The sequence below is a fragment of the Haloferax sp. Atlit-109R genome, assembly GCF_003665865.1.
Taxonomy (GTDB): domain Archaea; phylum Halobacteriota; class Halobacteria; order Halobacteriales; family Haloferacaceae; genus Haloferax; species Haloferax volcanii.
Map to the genome: position 1 here is coordinate 1538444 of NZ_QPLO01000001.1, position 19360 is coordinate 1557803.

The following is a 19360-nucleotide window of genomic DNA, read 5'->3' on the forward strand; positions in this document are numbered from 1 at the left end:
GGAGCGCGCTCGGTCGGACTACTCCGCCTCGTCGGTGTCGCCGTCGCCGTCGTCGCCGGCGGCCGGGCCGCCGCCCATGCCGGTACCGAAGGCCCCCGCGAGGCGCTCGCGGAAGGTTTCGAGTTCCGCGACGGTGTCGTCCAGTTCGCGGATGTCGTCGCGCAGCGCCTCGATTTCCTCGTCGGCCGCGGCGTCTTCGACCCGCGATTGAATCTCCGCGAGGCGGTCGTCGAGGGCCTCCCGCGTCTCCACGATGTCCCCGTCGAGGTCGGCGATGTCCTCGCGGATGTCCCCGACTTCGTCGTGGAGCGTCGAAGCCTGCTCTGTCGCTTCGGCGGCGCTGGATTCGGCCCCTTCGAGTCGGTCGACGGTCTCGTCGAGCCGACCGGCGATGTCGTCGAGGCGTTCGCGGACCGTCACGAGTTCCTCCTCGCGCTTGGCGAGCGTCTCCTCGACGCTGTCGAGGCGGTCGGAGCCGGCGTCGATGTTTCGCGAGGCGGTCTCGAGCCGCTCGTCGTGGTCGTCGAGCCGGCCTTCGACGGTCTCGAACTGCTCGTTGTGGGATTCGAGCCAGCCGTGGTAGTCGTCGAGGGTGTCTTCGGCGGTGTCGAGGTCGGACGCGAGGCCTTCGAGCCTGCCGTCGTGGTCGTCGAGGCGGCTCTCGGCGTCCGCGACTCGGGTAGCGACGCGGTCGGAGCGGTCGTCGACCGCGGCGATGGTCTCTTCGGCCGCGTCGAGCCGTGAGGTCGCGTCATCGACCGACTCGACCGCGCCGTCGACCATCGAGTCGAGGGCGTCGAGGTCCTCGCGGAACGCGGTCATCTCGGCGCGGAACTCGGAGACGAGGTCGCTCCCGGTCCCCTCCTCGTCGATGAACTCCGCGAGCGCGTCGGAGTACGCCGCGAGGTCCTCCATCTGCGACTGGAGGCGGCGGATGCGAACGTCGGTACTCCGTCGCGTCTCGGCGTCGACCGCCTCGCGGATGACTTCGAGGTCGTCTTCGTCGGCCGCGCCTGAGCGAATCTCGGCGGCGAGCGCCCCGACGAGGCCGTCCGCGTCAGGTGCGGGCGCGCTTCCGGTCGCGCCGGTGTCGGCGTCCGCCTCGGCATCGGCGTCTTCGGCGTCTTCAGCCTCGGCCTCGACATCGACATCGGGCTGTTCGAGGTGCGCGGTCACGGCCGGCGCGGTGTCGGTGGCGACCGCGCGCGGGCCGGTCGATTCGGCGGACTCGTCGTCGGCTTCCCCGTCATCGGCTTCCCCGTCGTCGCCGAGCACGTCGTCGTCGGGCGAGGGCGTGGAGACCGACTCGTCGCCGTCGTCGGCCGCCTGCGCCTCGGCCGCCTCGGAGTCGGTCTCCCCGTCGTCTCCGCCAGCGAAGGCGGCCGCGAGGTCGCCGTCACTCGGCTCGTCGCCGGCGGCGTCTGCGGTATCTGCGGCGGTCGCGTCCGTCTCGGCGGCGTCGGCTGCTTCGGCCTCCGAGTCGGGGTCGGCGGGCGCGTCGAGGACGACTTCCCCCTCGTCCTCTGGGTCCGCGTCGTCGGCGTCCGACTCGTCGCGGGGCGGGTCGCGGTTGCCCGCGAGCACGTCTCGAACGATTTGACTGCGGTCTTCCCCGAGGATGTCGTCGATGTCGTCGGGGTCGATGCCGCCGTCGACCGGGATGCGTTCGAGCGTCGGCTCTTCGAGGAAATCCGTCTGGTCGTGGCCGTCGGTGATGCGGATGCCGTAGACCGTTACGAGCTCCTCGCCGGGGTCGAGCGTCCGCTCGTACTCGACGCGGTGGTCCTTGTAGGCCGTCCAGTTGTCGCTCTCGAAGTCGGGGTGGAACCCGACGCTCTCCATCGGGAACGACTCCGGGATGCGGTCGATGACTCGGATTCGGGTCGCCTCGTCTCGCGTCGAACTGATGACGAACTTGATGGCGGGAACGGGAAACTCGTCGGCTGCGAAGGTCTTGTCGACCGTGACCTCGCCGTCGGAAACCGATGTAACCCCTTCGGACTCGCGGCTCATGGCCGCCACTTTCCCGACATCCATTATAAAACAACCGGGGCCGCGAAGTCGCCTCGCCGTCGTCTCCCGATTCGACGGTTTCGATTCGGCGGCTGTCAGCCGGCGATGACCGGCGCGGAACGGCCGCCCCGAAAAGGCGGTTCGAACGCGACCTCAGAGGTCGACGCGGTCACCGATTTCGACGAGGTCGAGCGAGCGCGGGGCCTCGAAGCTCTTGGCGTGGTGGTGCAGCACCTTCGGGTCGGCGGTCATGCCCTTCCACATGTCCCAGTGAGTCGGGACGAGGCGGTCGAGGTCGAGGTCGCTCGCGGCCTCGATAATCTGGTTTTCGTCGTTGTACCACGTCGTGCGGACCGGCTCGCCCGTCTCCTTGTCGGGGATGTTGCCGACGGTTCCGAACGCGAGGATGCCGAGGTCGAGGTCGTAGCGCTCCCCGATGCCGGCGAACTCCTCGGCGGGCTTGGTGTCGCCGCCGTGGATGAACGTCCCCGACTCGTGTTCGAAGACGTAGGCGACCGGATGGGACGCGTCGGGGTCGTAGGCGGGTTCGACGTGGACGGTGAACTCACCGATGTCGACGCTGTCGCCCTCCGCGACCTCCTCGAACTGGTCCTCGGAGAGGTCGTAGTCGTCGAACCACGCCTCGTCGTCGTAGGCGACCGAAAGCGAGTCGTCGGGGGCGACGAACGTCGCGCCCGTGTTTTCGAGGATGGGCGCTTGACTCGGCCCGTGAACGTGGTCCGTGTGCTCGTGCGTGGCGAGAACCGCGTCGGCCTCGGTCACGTCCTCGGGGTCGAACGGGACGGGAATCATACGGACCGTCCGCGGCGGGTCGCCGATGCCGACGTACGGGTCGACGAACAGGGTCGTCCCCTTGCTACCTTTGATGACGAACCCGTTGCAGCCCAGATACCAGATGGCAACCGTCTCGGGGTCGGCCGACTCGACCGCGCGCGGGAGCCAGTCGCTCCAGTCGCTGACTGTCATAGAGACGTGTCCTCCCGCCGGGGGACTAAGCGTTGCGCTCTCTCGTCCGACGCGTCCCGACGACCCGACAACAACGACTAGCAATACGCAGACAACCCGCGCATATTTGTGGACGAAATTGTAGCCTACAATAGAAAATAGAGACATATGTGGTGTATAAGGTGTTACCCTGACAAGATATTTAATGCACCAACCCATGGTATCTGATACCATGTCAGGAACCCACAAACAAACGGCGAACTTCTCTTCGATGGCTCGGACGATGCGCGCGTGCGGCGCGTGGGAAGCGGTTTCCCCGCTGGACGACGACTCGCGGCGACCGGACGAGTTCTGACGCAACTGAGAACGGCAGTCCGGCTTCGGTCGGGCGATGCGGCCCCGCACTTATCATCTTCGACGCGGTCCGATACCACATGAACGCAGACGCCAGTCTCGGTCGCGTCGAGTGCCGAGGCGACACCACAGCACGCCGAGGAGTGACTTCGCCGTGCGCGTGAGCGTCGTCGGCGGGAGCGTCGTCCCCGACCCGGTCGAAGCCATCGCCGAAGACCTGGGTCGCCTGCTCGCCCAGCGCGGCCACACGGTCGTCTGCGGCGGCCTCGGCGGCGTCATGAAGGCGGCCTGTCGCGGCGCGAAAGACGCCGGCGGCACGACTATCGGCGTCCTGCCGGGCGAGGACCGCGAGGATGCGAACTCCTACGTCGACATCCCTATTGCGACCGGGCTCGGCCACGCGAGAAACGCGCTCGTCGCGATGAACGGCGACGCCGTCATCGCCGTCGACGGCGGCGGCGGGACGCTCTCCGAAATCGGCTACGCCAACGTCTTCGACCGCCCGACGGCCGGCATCAGAACCCAACAGGTCGGCTCGCTAGAGGGCTTCGAGCCGTGCGACTCGCCGGAAGCGGCCGTCGCGTTCGTCGAAGACGCGGTCTGAGCGGGCGGTCGCGCCGCGCTACGCGTCCGCGGCGCCCTCGTCGCGTTCGACGCAGTCGCGGAGCAGGTCGTCGATGACGGTCTCTCGGAACGACTCCCAGTCGGTCGTCGACGCCCAGAGCCGACCCGCGTCCGTGGGTTCGAGCGCGTCGCGGCCGCGTTCGCGCTCGCGCGTCGTGACGAATCCGTTCGCGGTGAGTCCCTCGACCGCCACGTCGAGCCGCGGAGCGAGCGCGTTCGAGAGTCGCTTTTCGAATCGGTCGCCCGCCACGCTGTCGCGAGCGACGCCCACGCAGAACGAATCGAACGCCGACCACGTCTCCTCGTCGCGCGCGCCGGCGACGATGCCGTGGTGTTCGGCGCGCTCGCGGAGTTCGGCGGCGACCCCGCGGCGCGTCCGCGGGCGAGAGCGCGGCGGCCCCGCAGCGAGGACGGACAGCACCGCCGCTTCGAGGTCGCCCAGCGGCGAGAGCGCGTGCCCGTCGAGTTCGAGGGCTGACTCGCCCGTTGCGGGACCGGAATCGTCGAGGGCCGAGAGGCTCGTCGCGGCCTCGGCGGCCCGCTCGGAGAGTTCGGTCGTCCGCTCGGCAACCGGGCCGGCAGCGGCCGAAAGCTGCGAGCGAGCGTCGAGGTAGGCGTCGAGGTGCGCCTCGAAGCGGTCGAGCGACTCGAACAGCTCGACGGTCGCTCGGTCTTCGAACTTCCCGAAGCGCGCCTCGCAGCTCGTTCGGAAGCGGGCGACCAGTTCGTGGGGGTCGTCTTCGACCGACGCGAGCAGGCGACTCTCGCCGTCGAGCCACACGTCGAGCGCGTCGAGGACCGCGTTCGGGTCGCGAGTGTCTTCGGGGTCCGGGCGGGGGTCCTCGGACTCGACGAGGTCCGCGAGCTGTTCGCGGGCGCGGCCGACGTAGGAACTCATCGCGCCGAGCGGCGAGTCGCTGCCGGAGCGCGCCCCGCGAGCGCCCGCGGTGCGGCCGGCGCGGGAGTTCGGACGGGACTCCCCGCTGGCGTCGGCGAGCGCGTCGCGCAGGTCCGACAGGGCGATACGGAGCGGGCGGGCGACGGCCGCGGCCGCGGGGCCGTCGGAGACGCGGCGGAACTCGTCGAACGCGTCGGAGGCGGCCTCGACATCACCGACGAGCGACCGGAGGTCGTCGATAGCGGCGAGGTCGGGGCGGTCGGTCGCGGGGATGGTCAGGAGCGAGACGGTTCCGCGGTCGAGTTCGCCGCCGTCGACGAGGGCGGTCCGCGCGGCGTAGAACGCGGCGGCGACCTGCGGGGGCGCGCCGGCGAGGTTCACCTGCACGTCGCCGTCCGCGGCGGCCTCGCGGAGCAGGTCGGCCGTCGCGGCGTACAGTTCTTCGAACGACGCGGTGAAGGGGAGTCTCGCTTCGTCGAGCGTCCCCCGGCCCGCGAGCCGTTCGGAGACGGCTTTCGCGGCGTGGGCGCTCGCGCGCGGCGCGCCGGGGGCGCAGTCGTCCGGGTCGCGACCCTGCTCGGGGTCGGCCTCGTCGCGGACCAGCCGAACCCGGTCGGCGTCGGCGACAGCGGCTTCGAGCGGGGTGACGACCCGCTGCACGTCGAGTCCGAGAACGGAGAGGTGGGTCGTCGACATCTGTCTGACCAATTCGCTACCTGTGCCCTGAATGTTGTGGTGCTCGTGAGAGCCGCCCGTCAGTCGCGCCGACGCGGCGTCAGGTCCACGAGCGGACGAGGTTGCGGCCGACGACGCCGAGGCCGAGCATGTCGACGACGAACAGGATGACGCTACCGAGGATGGGGACGAGCGACAGAATCGCCGCGACGAGCGCGCCGACCGCGACCGAGACGCCGAGCGGGGGCGACCCGCCGGAGGCGGTGCCGGTGACGAGCGAGCCGAGGAAGACCGTCGAGACCGCGCCGCCGACGATGCTGAGGAGGACGAGCGCGAGGAACCCCGGAATCGCCACGAGGAGGCCGATGATGGTGATTGCGAGGAGGACGAGTACGATGACGCCGCCGATGCTGACGCCGAGGCCCCAGAGGAACGACCCGCCGGGGTCGTCTCGAATCTCGGCGATGGCGTCTCTGGTGTACGCTGGGGCCACAGCGACGAGGATGCCGCCGACGACGAGGTCGATGAGGAAGCTCCCGCCGGCGCGGAACACCGGTGAAAGCTGCGGTGCGGAGTCGAAGTTCTGCGCGGCCGCGGTTCCCGCGAGAGCGAGGACGCTGAGCAGACTCAGGAGGGTAGTTCGTGTTCGTGGAGGGACCATACGTGTCCGTGAACGGGCGGCCCGTATAGGTATTCTGGGGCGACAATCTAGAAATCGAACATATCCGAGACGAGGCGCGACGAGAGCATCGAGACAGGACGCGACACGCGGCGGGGTCGCGCGGGGCGTTCACGGGGGTCGTGGAGCGACTCGGCTACTCGGCTTACCAGGTACCGTGGAACGTGTCGAACTCGAGGGCGTCGAGGGGTTCGTCGCCGACGGCGATGCGGTACTCTTGGGGCGTCAGCATCGGCTTGTGGAACCGCGGACCGTCGTCGGTCGTGATGCGCGGGCAGCCGGTGTTGACGAACGCGTCCATGTCGAAGTTCCGGAGCCGGTCGGGCGTCACCTCGTCCATCGTGATGAGGTAGGCGTTCTCGTTGTCCTCCAGAATCTTCTCGGCGATTTCCATGCGGCCCTGACCGATTTTCGTACAGAAGATGACGCCCCACTTCTCGGCGTCCATCGCCTTGTGGACCGAGGCGTAGCGCTGTTTCATGAACTTCCGCGTGTCCGCGATGGTGACGACGTTGTTGACGGGGTCGGCGATGACGACGTTCTTGTCGGGGTGTTCCATCGCGAGGCCGAGCGGGTGGAACTTGCCGCCGCCGACGTAGAGCACGTCGTCGGCCGGGATGTCCGCGGAGGCGTAGTTGCAGCCGAGGACCTGTCCCTCGTAGGTGAGGCGGTCATCGCCCTTGCGCGTCTGGACGGTGTAGCCGCGCTCTTCGAGCCAGTCGCACATGTCCTCGAAGCGGTTCATGTGCTGGGCGGTGGTGACGAGGCCGACCTCGTCGCCCTCGATGTCGTCGAGCGCGTCCTCCATGATGGGGAACGGGTCGACGTTGGAGAACAGCGGGACGTAGATGATTTTGTCCGACTCCTTCATCGGCGAGTGGCCGAAGTGGACGAACACGTCGGTTCGGCGCATGAGGTAGGTGTCGAGGTCGCACGCGCCGTAACACGGCTGACCGGAGAGCATGAACGTCACGTCGTCGTCGCAGAGCTGACGGAGGTCGTCGGCGACCGCCGGGCCGCGGCGCTTCAGCCCCTCGGGGAACTGGAGGCCGACGCGCTTGGCGTCGCGTTCCTCGATGGCTTCGACGATCTGTTCGAGTTCGTAGTCCCACTCCCGGTCGTGCTTGAGCGACATCCCGGTGTTTCGAAGGTCTCCCTCCGAGGTGACGTCCTGGCTCATTGCCCCATCGTTGCGGACGGAGCCGTTTAACCACCGCGCTTCCCCACGAGCGAGCGTCACACACCCACACGCGAGTCGACCGGCGGTGCGGCACCCGCGACGGTGTCACCCGGTTACCCGCCCGTCACTCGGGGATTCAAGGCTCGCGGCGGCCTACCGGTGTCCATGTCGGACATCCCCCTCGAACACGTCCACGTCGAACCGTCGGAACCGGGCGACGGGCCGGCTCCCGCCGTCGTCTTGCTCCACGGCCGCGGCTCGAACGAACAGGACCTCCTGTCTATCGCACAGGAGTTCCCCGACCACGTCCACGTCGTGAGCCTCCGCGCGCCCGACCGTCTGCAAGGCGGCTACACCTGGTACGAACTCGACCTCTCGGGGGGCGGTCTCCACGAGAGCCAACCCCACGCCGAGCAGTTCGAACGCTCGCGGAATCTCGTCCGCGAGGCCATCGCCGGCGCGGTCGAAGCGTACGACATCGACCCCGACCGAATCGGCCTCCTCGGCTTCAGTCAGGGCGCGATTACCAGCCTGTCGCTCCTCCTCGACGACCCCGACGACTACGCGTGGGTCGTCGCGCTCCACGGCTACCTCGCGGACTCCCACGCCGACCTCGACCCCGACGGCATCGCGGGAAAACCGGTGTTCGTCGGCGGCGGGTCGATGGACCAGATCATCCCGACTTCGCGGGTCGAACGCGCCGCCGAGCGCCTCCGCGAACTCGGCGCTGACGTGACGGCGAACGTCTACAACGCGCCCCACGGCGTCGGCCCGGACGAACTGCAGGACGTGGCCGCGTTCGTCGACGCCCACGTCTGAGCGCGCCTGACGCTCGAAACGCTCGCACCGTTGCCTTCCCCGTTCGGCAGGTTGAAACCGCTCGCACCCCAACGCGCGGCTATGAGCACGCAGACGACGCGGCTCGAAGAACTCGGGCGCGAACTCGGCGAAGCCATCGCCGACCATCCGAAGTACGAAGCCTACGAGGAGGCGAAAGCCGCCGTCGAAGCCGACGACGACGTGCAGGAGCTCATCACGGAGTTCAACCAGCTTCGCGAGGAGTTCAACGTGTCCCGGCAGATGGGGGAAGCGACCCAAGAGGGGCTCCGGAAGGTCCAAGCGGCACAGGAAGAGCTCCACTCCGAGCCCGTGATGGAGGAGTACCTCCTCGCGCAGGCCGAACTCGTCGGCGAGTTAGAGAAGATTAACGAGGCCATCTCGGAGCCGCTCGCGGTCGACTTCGGCGGCGAGGCCGGCGGTTGCTGTAACGACTAAGTTCGGCTCGACCCGGCTCGCTCGACTCGTTTTCGCCGCAGGTTCAAGTACCAAGCCGGGGCCAACCCCGGCTATGTTGGCAATCGCGGGCGGCAAGGGCGGCAGCGGGAAGACCACGACGACCCTCGGACTGGCGAGCGCGCTCGACGGCCCGGTGCTCGCCGTCGACGCCGACAGGGACATGCCGAACCTCCACACGATGGCCGGCGTCGGACGACCGGTGGACGCCGCCTCTGGCGCACCCGTACGGGAGCCGTCGGTTCGGTCGCATCCGACCGACTCGACCGTCTCCGTGCTGCCGGCACCCGCCGGGACCGACGACGACGCCTTCGAGCGGTGGCTCCGAACCGCCGCGGGCGACGAGCGGCGCGCGGTCGTCGACTGTCCCGCGGGAGCCGGCCCCGACGCCGCCGTCCCGCTCCGCGTCGCCGACGGCGTGGTCGTCGTGTCGCCGCTGTGCGCGCCGGCGCTCCGCGACGCGGCGAAGACGGCCGCGATGGCGCGGGCGCTCGGCACCCCGGTCGTCGGATGTGTCATATCTCGGTCACGAGTGGCTCCCGAGGCGGTGTCCGACCTCGTGGGCGCGCCGGTGCTCGGGACCGTTCCCGAGGAGTCGTCGCCAGTACTCACTCGGCCGACAGTTCGGGCCGCGTACCGTCGGATAGCCGACAAGATACCGGGGAAGAAGTAATATGAGCGACCCCCTTACACACGGTTATGTCTCGACTGGCGACGGGAATCGACGTGCTCGACCGCCAACTGGGCGGGGGCATTCCCGCGGGGAGCATCGTCCTCCTCGCCGCCGACCCGGCCAGCCAGTCAGAGCTGTTTTTACACGAACTGACGACCACGCGAGGGACGCTGTGGCTGACGACGATTCGCTCCGCCGAGGCCGTCTCCGACGCGCTCGACCGAAGTCCCGGACCGACCGGAACCCCCACGGTCCGCGACGTGGGCGGCGACGCGCCGCTCGACACGGCGAACAGCCTGGTCCGTGACCTGCCGGAGGGCGCGAATCTCATCATCGACGTGGCGGACGTGCTCGAACGCAACGAGAGCGCCCGCTACCGGAAGTTCCTCAACGACCTCCAGACCCACATGGTCAACACGCGCGGCCTGACCGTCCTCCACGGGCTGAAAGGCGAGTCGGTCCCGGACAACCGCGACCTGACAGAACACATGGCCGACGTGGTGTTCGACCTCGACACGAAGATAGACGGCTCGGAAATCGTCAATCGGCTCGCGGTCCCTAAGTTCCGCGGCGGCCGCGCGCTCGACGAGACCATCAAACTCCGGCTCGCGGAGCGCGTCAGCGTCGACACCAGCCGCGACATCGCCTGAGCGTCGCATCGGCGGCGAGTCGGGCCGGGTCAAGCCGGGTCAAATCAGGCCGGACGGCGGGCGGTTAGAACACGAAGAAGCCGAACGTGCCGAGCGTGACGACCGCAATGAGCGCCATCCACGTTCGGGCGGACAGCGCCGCGCCGCGGGAGAAGACGTAGGCGAAGTACGGTGCGAGCGGCGAGAGGCGGTAGACGAACGGCACCTCGATACCGGCGCCGTATTCGAGCGAGAGCGTCAGTGCGACGGTGCAGACCCCGGCGACGAGCGCGACTTTCACGTCTGTGAGGTCGCGGAACTGGTCCGTCGCGGCGTCGTCTGGCGAAGCCATGGCTACGAGGCGGTCGGAAGGCGAGTATCAAGAAGCCGCCGATTCGCCGGGACGGCGAGGGCGGCGGAGTCGCTTACTCTTCGTCGGCGTCGAGTTCCGCGGCGAGTTCGTCGGCGTCGATGTCGACGTCCTCGATTGCCTCTTCGATGTCGGCGCCGCCCGCGCCGCCCATCATGCCGCCGAGGCCGCCCATGCCGCCCATGCCGCCCTCGATGGTCTCCTGGACGATGACGCGGTCGATGTCCAGCCGCTGCATGATGTCCTGCGCAATCTGCTGCTTGGAGAACATCCACTGCTGGTTCATCGTCATCTGCGGCGTCGCCTCGATGTAGAGCGTGTCCTTCTCGACGGTGACGGTCTCCGTCTCGGGTTCGGCGTCTTCGTCCTCGTCGTCGTCGGACTCGACGACCTGCTCCTCTTCGACCTCGTCCGTCTGAATCCAGACTTCGGGGGCCTGCTGGAGGTACATGCCGAGGAGGCCGGAGGCCTGCTCCTCGCGGTCGTCGACGAGTTCGAGCACTTCGTACTCGTATTCGAGGTCCTCGCCGGCGAGGGGGTGGTTGAAGTTGACGCGGGCGCGACCGCCGATGATGGTCTCCAGACGGCCCTGGTCGCCGTCGATAGTGACCTGCGCGCCGGGGTAGCGGTCGTCCTCGTCGATTTTGTTGGCACTGACCGTGCGCACTTCGTCCTCGTCGTACTCGCCGAAGGCGTCGACCGCCGGAATCTCGACGGTGTCCTCGTCGCCCGCCTCGGCACCGATGAGAGCCTCGTCGACCTCGGGGAAGACGTGGCCGGCACCGACGATGACGACGCGGGGCTCGAACTCGTAGCCCTCGACGTCGATCTCGGCCTCTTCGGCCACTTCTTTGTCCGTCGTGTCGACGACGTCGCCGTCCTCGATCGTTCGCACCGTGTACGCGAGGCGGACGAAGTCGCCGTCCTGAATACCGGACTCGACCTCTTCATCGACCTGCTCGGCCTCCGCCTGCTGTTCGTCGCTCATACACGCTACGTGACTCGTGCGACCCTTAAGAATCACGTTTCGCCGTCGCGACGCGTTCGAGGCGGCCGACGACCGGGAACTCGACCCCGAGGGCCGCTGCGGGGTCGAATCTCTTATATCATTGTCGATAGTTATAGAAAACGAGGCGTGTTCACATGGCACAAACTGGCTTGTTCCTCGGGTTCGTCCTCGGCGTCGCACTGCTGGCGCTCACCGTGTTTCTGACCGGACGCGGTTGGCGACAGTACTCCGTCACGAGCGTTCCGACGCCGACCGGTGGCGGATCGTCGGGGAACGCGGGCGAAAGCGAGCGCGAGCGCGGGAGCGGGACCGCCGCGCGCCGCTGGGCCGACGACCCGACGGTGCTGTCGCTCGTCTTCCTCCTCGCGGCGCTCGGCTTCGGCGCGGTTGCGGTGCTGTTCGTCGGCGGCAGCACCATCCCCGAGGGCGTGTCGGACGCCGCGGGGCCGGTGCTCGTCGCCGGGACGCTCACCGTCGTGGTCACGTACCTGTTCTACGGGACGTACCACGCCGCGCGGGGGCGCGGGCTGGAGCGGTCGCAGGCGGCGCTTCTCGGGTCGTGGGTGCTCGGCCTGCTGTTCGTCGTCGGCGTCGCGCTCAGGTTGGTGGGCCTCCTCTGAGATGGCGACCTCGTACGCGGGGCGACTCGACCCACGGCACGCGCCGCGGCTGTGGTGGCTCGCGGCGCTCTGCTGGGTCGAGGCGCTCGCCGTCGGGGCGTACCTCTCCGCCGCGCCGGAGCGCGTCGAGAGCCTCCGGTACCTGTTCTATCCGTTCGTCTGGATAACCGTCGGCGCGGCGGCCGTCCTCTGGACCGAGCCACCGCGGGCGAGCGCCCGGGCGCGAGTCGTCGCCGGCGCGGTCGCCGCCGCGTACTTCCTCGTCCTCGCGGCGCTGGCCGGGTTGGTGTCCGTGGACTTCGTCGCGCTTTTCGGCGGGAGCCACGGGCACGCCGCCGCGCACTATCCGACCGGCTGGCAGTTCTCGCTCGCCGCGCCGGGCTGGGGGCCGCGAGTGGGCTACGCCGGCGACGCCGTCTCCGCGACGTTCGTCCCGTACCGCGTCGCCGGCTCCCTCGCGCTCGCGTACCTCGTCTACGCCGCCGTCCTCGACGCGGCGAGGCGCGCGCTCTCGGGAGCGCTCGGACTCGTCTCCTGTGTCGGCTGTACCGTCCCGCTCGTCGGCGGCCTCACCGCGGGCGCGGCCGGGGGCACCGGCGTCGTGAGCGCGCTCCGGGCGCTCTCGGTCGACATCTCGACGTTGGTGTTCGTCGTCGCCGTGGCCCTGCTCGCGTTCGGACCGTCGCTGGCGGCGCGGGCGCGGCGATGAGCCGACGCGCCGGAAGCATGGTCGGTTCCGCGGTTCGGCGCGGTGCAGTCTGGTTCGCCACGTTCGCGGTCGCCTCGGTCACTTTTTCGACTTCGGCGCTCGCGCACGCCGGCTCGCTGGCCGGGTCGCTCCGCTCGGTCCCGGCCCCGTTCTGGCTCGTCGTCGTCTCCGGCGGCGGCGTCGTCTGCGTCTCCTTTCTGCTGTCGGCGTTCGTCACCGACGACGAGACGCTGGACGCCTTCGAGCGCGCGGGCGTCCGTATCGGAGGGCTCGCCGGAGCCGTCGCAACCGCGGAGGCCGCGCTCAAGCTCCTCGGCGTCGCCGCGCTCGTCCTCGTCGTCGCCTTCGGGCTGTTCGGGCCGCCCGTCGGCATCGCCAACCTCGGCGTCCTGCTCGTGTGGGTCGGCTGGTGGGCCGGGTTCACGATGGCCGCCTACCTCGTCGGGAACGCGTGGCCGCTGGTGAATCCGTGGCGGACGCTCGGCGCGGCGCTTCGGGGTCGATTCGCGGCGGGAGGGAGGCTATCGCGGCCCTACCCCGACCGACTCGGGTCGTGGCCCAGCGTCGCCGGTCTGCTCGGACTCGTCTGGCTGGAGGTCGTCAGTCCGCTCGCGGCGAACCCGCGGGCGCTCGCCGTCGTGGTCGTCGCGTACAGCCTCGTCACCGTCGGCGGCGCGGTCGTCTACGGCGACGCGTGGTTCCGCCGCGCCGACCCCGTCGCGCGGGTGTTCCGATTGTACGGCCTGCTCGCGCCGGTCCGGCGGGGCGACGGCGGCGGCCTCTCGATTTCGGTTCCCGGCGCGGGGCTGACACGCAGCCGCGAGCGACTCGGCGCCGACGACGTGGCGTTCGTCGTCGCGCTCCTCTGGGTGACGACGTTCGACGGCCTCGTCGTCACCGTCGCGTGGGGGGGCGTCCTCGCCGCCGCGGCTCCGGTCCCCGCGTGGCTCGCGAACCTCGTCGGAATCGTCGCGGGCTTTCTCGTCTTCCTCGGCGGCTACCGACTGGCCGCGAGAATCGCCCGCGGAACCGCGGACACGTACGTGACCGTCGGCTTCGTCGCCGGCTGGTTCGCGCCCGCGTTGGTCCCCATCGCCGCCGGCTACCACCTCGCGCACTTCCTCGGCTACGTCGTCGGCCTCGCGCCCGCGCTGGTCGCGGTCGCGGCCTCGCCGCTGTCGCCGCCCGCGAACCCCTCGGTGCTGGCCGTTCCGGCGTGGTTCAGCGGCCTCCAGTTGGCGTTCGTCGTCCTCGGCCACCTGCTTTCGGTGTGGGTCGCCCACGCCCGCGCGTTCGACCTCTTTCCGGGTCGCCTGCAACCGCTCCGGAGCGAGTACCCCTTCGTCGCCGTCACGGTCGGCTACACGATGGCGAGCCTGTGGGTCGTCGCCCAACCGACGGTCGGAGGTGTCGCCGGATGAGTCGCAGAGCGAGTCACGGGATGAGCCGCGAAGCATCCGTCGTCGTCCCCGAAACCGCCGTCCCCGACGGCGAGACCGCGGCGGCGACGTGTCCGTACTGCGACCGCCCGTTCCGCCGGGAGCGACTCCGTGACCTCCACGTCGGTGACGCGCACGAGGACCTGAGCGACGGCGAAACCGCGGCGTACGAGGCCGCTGTCGAGGCCGAAGCCGAAGACCTGTTCGTCTATCACCTGAAGGTCGCCGGCGCGCTCGGCGTGGTCTTCACGGCGCTGTTCCTGCTCGCGGTCGTCGGTTTTAGCCTGTGAGAGGAGTGCGGACGGGGCTCAGGCTCAGGCATGGTCGCCGCCGTGTTCGCCTTCGCCGGGGTCAGGCAGACGCATCACGACGCCGGTGAGCACGCCGACGCCCGCCAGCGCGACGACGCCGCCGACCACGACGAACGATTCGCTCGCGCCGACGGCCTCCGAGACGAGGAGGATCGCGAGTCCGAGGACGACGGCCCCGAAGGCGGCCACGAGGGCGACAGTAGTCCGATTCATGCGTACTGTTACCACACCGAAGTCAAAGAAGGTACGTGCGAGTGCGGCGACGGAAAGAAAGACGCTGTTGAAGCCCTCAGTTACGGATGGGGTTCTGCGGTCGGACTGAATGGAGTGCGCGAATACGGCACGAAGTGAGACGTTGCGAGCGATTCCACCTCGACTGACCCGTACCCGCCTACCGTGAGGTCTCAGTCGGAGCCAAACAGCGCTTGCGTGAGTGCGCCACCGTAGGCGAGTCGCGAACCGAGCCAGAGCGCGCCGAGGGTGACGCCCACCGCCACGAGGTAGGGACCCGGCTCCGGGAGGCGACCGCTCGCCACGCGAGCAAGGCGGTCCGCCAGAACGATGCCGCCGAACCAGACCACCAAGAACGCGACATGTTGGTGCAGGGACTTCCGTCGGCGTGCGTGACGGTAACCGACGACGAGGAAGCCCGCGAGCAGCAAGATGCTGACAGCCGCGAGGGCGAGAAAGCGGAGCCGTCCACCGAGCGCAAACACCGAGGGGATGCCGATTACCACCGCGAGAACAAAGATGGTCTGGACGACCAGTCCAAGAGACGGTTCGGTGTTGGAGGGCTGTTCAGACACAGATTGCGGTCACGGACGACGAAGCAATGAATCTTCTCCACGCGACCGGAGACCGGTCGTTCAGGTTGGCGCTACCCTACTTACCGGCCGAACCATCTCTCGTGACGCTCGCCGTTATCACAGATACTTCGCTGGATACACCCTCCCGCCTCACACGGGTTCTGTCAGTTTCTAACGGATTCACAGGGCCTCAGAAGGGGACGAACAACGTTCCAGTTAGGCCGCGTTCTCGCCGGTCGTCGCGGCGGCGACGACGAGCGCGAAGACGGCCACCGCGAGCACGAGACCCGGACCGACGACGAGCGGGTCTGTGAGCCTGCCGGGGGCGACGCGGGTCATCATGACGGTCACGCCGACGCCGACGGGGACCGAAAACAGGAGCGCGTAGCCGACCGCGACGAGGGTTTCGCGGGAGCGCCAGCGGGGATGGGAGTCGGCTCGCACGGTCAGAGGAGCGAGTACGACGCCGCGAGCGTGAGCGCCAGCGCGGCCGCGAGGCCGATGCCGACCAGATACGTCAGCGACCGCGGCTCGAACCGGAGGTGCTGGAAGTACGCCGCGACCAACACCGCCTTCGCGGCCGACAGGACCATGATGACGCCGAAGGCCAGCCAGTAACTCAGCCCGGCGAACTCGACCAGCACCTGGACGGTCGCCGAGACGAACAACACCACGTAAATCGCCGTATAGAGTTTCGTTGATACCATCTTTGTCACCTCACAGGATGTAGAACAGCGGGAACAGGAACAGCCAAACGATGTCGACGAAGTGCCAGTAGAGGCCGAAGTACTCCACCGAGCGGCTGTCTTCGAGGTACGCGCCCCGCCAGGCGCGCGCGGTCAGGTACAGCGCGATGACGAGTCCCGCGATGACGTGGGCCGCGTGCAGGCCGGTCGTGAGGAAGAACGTCGAGGCGCGGACGTTCGTCGAGAGCCACAGCCCCTCGTGGAACAGGTGCTGCCACTCCAGCCCCTTGTTGACGAGGAAGCCGATGCCGAGGACGAACGTCGCCCCGAGACTCGTCACGAGGCCCCACTTGTGTCGCTTCTCGGCCGCGACGAGCGCGAGGACGACCGTGAAACTGCTCGTGAGCAGGATGTACGTGTTCACGAGTCCGGGAATCGGGTCGGACGGAATCGGCTCCCAGCCGGTCCAGCCGAAGGCGACGCGGGTGAACACGTACGCCCCGATGAAGCCCCCGAACAGCACCACGTCGGACGCGAGGAATATCCACATCCCGACCTTGCCGTTGTCGATGCCGGCGAAGGGCCACGCCTCGCCCTCCTCGAAGACCGGGCCGTGGAACGGTTCGAGCCCCATGGCGACGAGCGACCCCAGGGTGACGACGCCGCCCGCGACGGCCGTCGTCGCGTAGGCGGCCCCGACCATCCCCGCGGGGAACGCGGCGTCCTGAAGCGGCGAGAGGCCGAGGAGGACGAGGAACGCGCCGGCGGAGAGGACGAACGGCCAGATGCTCGCGTGGCTCGGCCCCTCGACTTCGGTCGCTTCGGCGGTCGGGAGCGCGGACGAGACCGCCGTCGTTGCCGACGCGGTGACGCCGCCGTCGGAGACGGCCGCGCCGGTCGGCCCGCTAGAGCGGTCCTCGCTCGGCGCGGCCTCGCCGGCGTCGAGGAATTCGAGGTGTCCGTTTCGGTAGGTCGGCGTCCCGTCGAAGTTCTCCAGCGGCGGCGGCGACGGGACGGCCCACTCGGCCGTCGTCGCGTACTCCCACGGGTTGTCTGGCGCGGGGTCGCCGGCGAAGGCGCTCTTGAACAGGTTGTAGAACATGATGAGAAACGACAGCCCGAGGACGAACCCGCCGACGGTGGCGAGCTGGTGCCACGGCGCGAGTTCGGGCGCGTAGTCGAACACGCGCCGGGGCGTCTCCCACGCGACGAAAAGCGGGAAGTACAGCAGATTGAAGCCGACGAAGTAGACGGCGAAGTGGAGTTTGCCGAGGAACTCGTCGTACATCCGGCCGGTCATCTTCGGGAACCAGTAGTAGAGGCCGCCGACGAGCGCCGTCACCCCGCCGACCATCACGTAGTGGAAGTGGGCGACGACCCAGTAGGTGCCGCGGAACTCGTAGTCGAGGACGACCGCGCCGAGGAAGACGCCGGTGATGCCGCCGATGATGAACAGCAGGAGCGCCCCGAAGACGAACAGGAACGGCGTCGTGAAGCGTATCTTCCCCTTCAGCATCGTGTAGATGAGCGCGAACACCATCAGGTCGAACGGCAGGGAGATGCCGATGGTGGTAATCATAAAGAGCGTCTTCACCTGGAGGTTGATGCTCGTCAGGAACATGTGGTGCATCCAGACGGCGAAGCTCTGGATGGCGACGAGCACCATCGCGAGGATGAACCACTTGCGGCCGACGATGCGGCGGCCGGTGAACGTCTGGAACACCTCGGCCATGACGCCGAGCGCCGGGAAGAAGACGATGTACACCTCGGGGTGGCCGAAGAACCAAAACAGGTGGGTCCACAGGAGCGCCCCCGCCGGCGACTCCATGGCGAAGTAGGTCGTCCCGAGCAGGCGGTCCGACGAGAGCACCAGAAGCGCCGCCAGAAGCGCCGCGAAGGCGAACAGCATCATCCACGCGGTCAGGAGAATCGTCCAGCTGAACAGCGGGAGGTTCCGGAGCGTCAGCCCCTCGGCGCGCATCCGGTGCATCGTCGTCAGGAAGTTGACCGACGAGACGGTGACGGAGGCGACGAACAGCACGAGCGCCAAGACGGCCGTCGACGCCCCCACGTCCGGCGTGAACGTCGGGACGTTCAGCGGGGCGTACATCGTCCACCCGCCGGAGAACGTCCCCCCTTGGAAGAACGAGACGCCGAACAGGATGCCCGAAAAGAGGTAGAGCCAGTACGACAGCGCGTTGAGCCGCGGGAACGCGAGGTCCTTCGCGCCGAGTTGGAGCGGGACGACGTAGTTGGCGAAGCCGAACGCGAACGGCGAGAGGAACCAAAACACCATCAACAGCCCGTGGGCCGAGACGGCCTGATTGTACGCGACGGGCGAGAGAATCCCCTCGCCGAGCGCGCGCGGAGCGAGCAGTTGAATGCGCATCAGCCACGCGAGGACGCCGCCGAGCACGAGGAAGAAAAGCGACGTGACGACGTAGAGGATGCCCACGTCCTTGTGGTTCGTCGTGACGAACCAGCGCTTGATGCTCCCCGTGCCGGGGAAGTCGTGGCCGTGGTCGTCGCCGCCGCGAGCGACCTCGTGGCCGCCGTCGGCCGCGGCGTCCCGTTCGGGAGACGCGTCGGTCATGGAACCACCGCCGGTCGGAGGTTCGATCGCGCGGCGACCGATTCATCGGCGCTCGACTCGTTCGCTGCCGCGTTGTCCGCGGTCGCGTTGTCCGCGGTCGTGTTCGCGTACCACGCCTCGTACTCGTCGGGCGGCATCACGACGACCTCGGCGGACATATACGAGTGGCCGGCCCCGCAGAGTTCGTAACACTGCGCGGTGTACGTCCCCGGTTCGTCGGCGGTGAACCACGTCTCCGTCTCCTGACCGGGGATGGCGTCGGATTTGACGCGTAACTCCGTGACGCCGAAGTTGTGGAACACGTCCGCGGTGGTAATCGTCAGTCGGACGGGCCGGTCGGCGGGGACACGGAGCACGCCGTCGGTGGTGTGGCCGTTCGGGTAGGTAAAGCGCCAGCCGAACTGGTAGCCCTCGACGGCCACGTCGAGCGACTCGTCGTCGGCGGGGCCTTCCTCGACGTACAGGAGCGTCAGATACGTCCACGAGACCAGCGAGACGACGATGACCATGCTCATGAAAAACGAGGTGAACAGCTTTCGGCCCCCGCCGCTCCCCGACGGGAGTTCACCGAGGACGAGGCGGTCCCCGTCGTCGATGTGGCCGTTTCCGGAGCCGGAGCGATACTTGTACGCGTTGTAGAGCATATACCCCACGACGACGACGCCCACGAGCGTCCCCAAGAGCAGGAACACCTCGAAGATGCTCTCGAAGACGAACGCGCGGGTCCCCCGCGGAACCAACCCCGACTGGAGCGGGAACGCGGCCGTCAGTGCGAGTTCCGTGACCATTGATAACACCACCCAAATAAGATAATTAACGTTCGTGATGATTAT

General features: G+C 68.5%; 23 protein-coding genes. 10 read left to right on the forward strand and 13 right to left on the reverse strand.

The window, feature by feature from the left end:
- Positions 1-18: 18 nt before the first annotated feature.
- Complete coding sequence (locus DVK03_RS08045; RefSeq protein ID WP_115802652.1) at positions 19-2013, reverse strand: hypothetical protein; 1995 nt, start codon at positions 2011-2013, stop codon at positions 19-21.
- 153 nt (positions 2014-2166) lie between these two features.
- Entirely contained in the window at positions 2167-3000 is an 834-nt protein-coding gene (locus DVK03_RS08050) for an MBL fold metallo-hydrolase (RefSeq protein WP_115802653.1), read from the reverse strand.
- 211 nt (positions 3001-3211) lie between these two features.
- Here DVK03_RS08050 and DVK03_RS20425 point away from each other — a divergent pair, with 211 nt between their 5' ends.
- Positions 3212-3334 (forward strand): hypothetical protein, encoded by a 123-nt coding sequence (locus DVK03_RS20425; protein ID WP_013035294.1) that lies wholly within the window; start codon positions 3212-3214, stop codon positions 3332-3334.
- A 153-nt stretch (positions 3335-3487) separates the two neighbouring features.
- Complete coding sequence (locus DVK03_RS08055; protein WP_004041518.1) at positions 3488-3937, forward strand: TIGR00725 family protein; 450 nt, start codon at positions 3488-3490, stop codon at positions 3935-3937.
- Between the two features lie 18 nt (positions 3938-3955).
- Here the strand turns inward: DVK03_RS08055 and DVK03_RS08060 are convergent, their stop codons facing one another.
- The 3 genes from DVK03_RS08060 to dph2 form a co-directional block, all read right to left on the reverse strand.
- Entirely contained in the window at positions 3956-5551 is a 1596-nt protein-coding gene (locus tag DVK03_RS08060) for a hypothetical protein (RefSeq protein WP_115802654.1), read from the reverse strand.
- Positions 5552-5630: 79 nt separating this feature from the next.
- Entirely contained in the window at positions 5631-6191 is a 561-nt protein-coding gene (locus DVK03_RS08065; protein WP_115802655.1) for a hypothetical protein, read from the reverse strand.
- Between the two features lie 163 nt (positions 6192-6354).
- On the reverse strand, positions 6355-7389 hold the full coding sequence (gene dph2 / locus DVK03_RS08070) for a diphthamide biosynthesis enzyme Dph2 (protein WP_115802656.1): 1035 nt from the start codon (positions 7387-7389) through the stop codon (positions 6355-6357).
- Positions 7390-7554: 165 nt separating this feature from the next.
- On the opposite strand from dph2, the gene DVK03_RS08075 reads away from it, so the two are divergent.
- From DVK03_RS08075 to DVK03_RS08090, 4 genes are all read left to right on the forward strand, one after another.
- On the forward strand, positions 7555-8208 hold the full coding sequence (locus DVK03_RS08075) for an alpha/beta hydrolase (protein WP_115802657.1): 654 nt from the start codon (positions 7555-7557) through the stop codon (positions 8206-8208).
- An 81-nt stretch (positions 8209-8289) separates the two neighbouring features.
- Positions 8290-8664: a YlbF family regulator gene (locus tag DVK03_RS08080; protein WP_004041523.1), complete on the forward strand. Its 375-nt coding sequence runs from the start codon at positions 8290-8292 to the stop codon at positions 8662-8664.
- 73 nt (positions 8665-8737) lie between these two features.
- Positions 8738-9355 carry a CDP-4-keto-6-deoxy-D-glucose-3-dehydrase gene (locus DVK03_RS08085; protein WP_004041524.1) on the forward strand — a complete coding sequence of 206 codons (618 nt, stop codon included), beginning with the start codon at positions 8738-8740 and terminating at the stop codon, positions 9353-9355.
- A gap of 26 nt (positions 9356-9381) precedes the next feature.
- Positions 9382-10005, forward strand: a complete 624-nt coding sequence (locus tag DVK03_RS08090) for a hypothetical protein (RefSeq protein ID WP_004063190.1) — start codon at positions 9382-9384, stop codon at positions 10003-10005.
- 64 nt (positions 10006-10069) lie between these two features.
- Here the strand turns inward: DVK03_RS08090 and DVK03_RS08095 are convergent, their stop codons facing one another.
- Both DVK03_RS08095 and DVK03_RS08100 read right to left on the reverse strand, forming a co-directional pair.
- Complete coding sequence (locus tag DVK03_RS08095) at positions 10070-10336, reverse strand: hypothetical protein (RefSeq protein WP_004041526.1); 267 nt, start codon at positions 10334-10336, stop codon at positions 10070-10072.
- 73 nt (positions 10337-10409) lie between these two features.
- Positions 10410-11342, reverse strand: coding sequence for a peptidylprolyl isomerase (locus DVK03_RS08100; RefSeq protein ID WP_115802658.1), 933 nt, complete (start codon positions 11340-11342; stop codon positions 10410-10412).
- A gap of 155 nt (positions 11343-11497) precedes the next feature.
- On the opposite strand from DVK03_RS08100, the gene DVK03_RS08105 reads away from it, so the two are divergent.
- From DVK03_RS08105 to DVK03_RS08120, 4 genes are read left to right on the forward strand one after another with little or no spacing between them, the layout of a single operon-like run.
- Positions 11498-11983 carry a hypothetical protein gene (locus DVK03_RS08105; RefSeq protein WP_115802659.1) on the forward strand — a complete coding sequence of 162 codons (486 nt, stop codon included), beginning with the start codon at positions 11498-11500 and terminating at the stop codon, positions 11981-11983.
- Between the two features lies 1 nt (position 11984).
- Positions 11985-12692: a hypothetical protein gene (locus tag DVK03_RS08110; RefSeq protein ID WP_115802660.1), complete on the forward strand. Its 708-nt coding sequence runs from the start codon at positions 11985-11987 to the stop codon at positions 12690-12692.
- Complete coding sequence (locus DVK03_RS08115; RefSeq protein ID WP_115802661.1) at positions 12689-14113, forward strand: hypothetical protein; 1425 nt, start codon at positions 12689-12691, stop codon at positions 14111-14113. Before DVK03_RS08110 ends, DVK03_RS08115 begins: the two co-directional genes overlap by 4 nt.
- A 20-nt stretch (positions 14114-14133) precedes the next feature.
- Positions 14134-14421: a hypothetical protein gene (locus DVK03_RS08120; RefSeq protein WP_008608866.1), complete on the forward strand. Its 288-nt coding sequence runs from the start codon at positions 14134-14136 to the stop codon at positions 14419-14421.
- 24 nt (positions 14422-14445) lie between these two features.
- Here DVK03_RS08120 and DVK03_RS08125 read toward each other — a convergent pair whose 3' ends face one another.
- From DVK03_RS08125 to coxB, 6 genes are all read right to left on the reverse strand, one after another.
- Positions 14446-14655, reverse strand: coding sequence for a hypothetical protein (locus tag DVK03_RS08125; protein WP_115802662.1), 210 nt, complete (start codon positions 14653-14655; stop codon positions 14446-14448).
- A 191-nt stretch (positions 14656-14846) separates the two neighbouring features.
- Entirely contained in the window at positions 14847-15248 is a 402-nt protein-coding gene (locus DVK03_RS08130) for a hypothetical protein (protein WP_004041533.1), read from the reverse strand.
- A 216-nt stretch (positions 15249-15464) separates the two neighbouring features.
- Positions 15465-15698: a hypothetical protein gene (locus tag DVK03_RS08135; protein WP_049896063.1), complete on the reverse strand. Its 234-nt coding sequence runs from the start codon at positions 15696-15698 to the stop codon at positions 15465-15467.
- Positions 15695-15955, reverse strand: coding sequence for a cytochrome C oxidase subunit IV family protein (locus DVK03_RS08140; RefSeq protein WP_049913451.1), 261 nt, complete (start codon positions 15953-15955; stop codon positions 15695-15697). Before DVK03_RS08140 ends, DVK03_RS08135 begins: the two co-directional genes overlap by 4 nt.
- Positions 15956-15965: 10 nt before the next feature.
- Positions 15966-18527 carry a cbb3-type cytochrome c oxidase subunit I gene (locus DVK03_RS08145; protein ID WP_115802663.1) on the reverse strand — a complete coding sequence of 854 codons (2562 nt, stop codon included), beginning with the start codon at positions 18525-18527 and terminating at the stop codon, positions 15966-15968.
- Positions 18524-19315, reverse strand: coding sequence for a cytochrome c oxidase subunit II (coxB, locus tag DVK03_RS08150; protein WP_115802664.1), 792 nt, complete (start codon positions 19313-19315; stop codon positions 18524-18526). The genes DVK03_RS08145 and coxB overlap by 4 nt, the downstream gene beginning before the upstream one ends.
- Positions 19316-19360 lie beyond the last annotated feature (45 nt).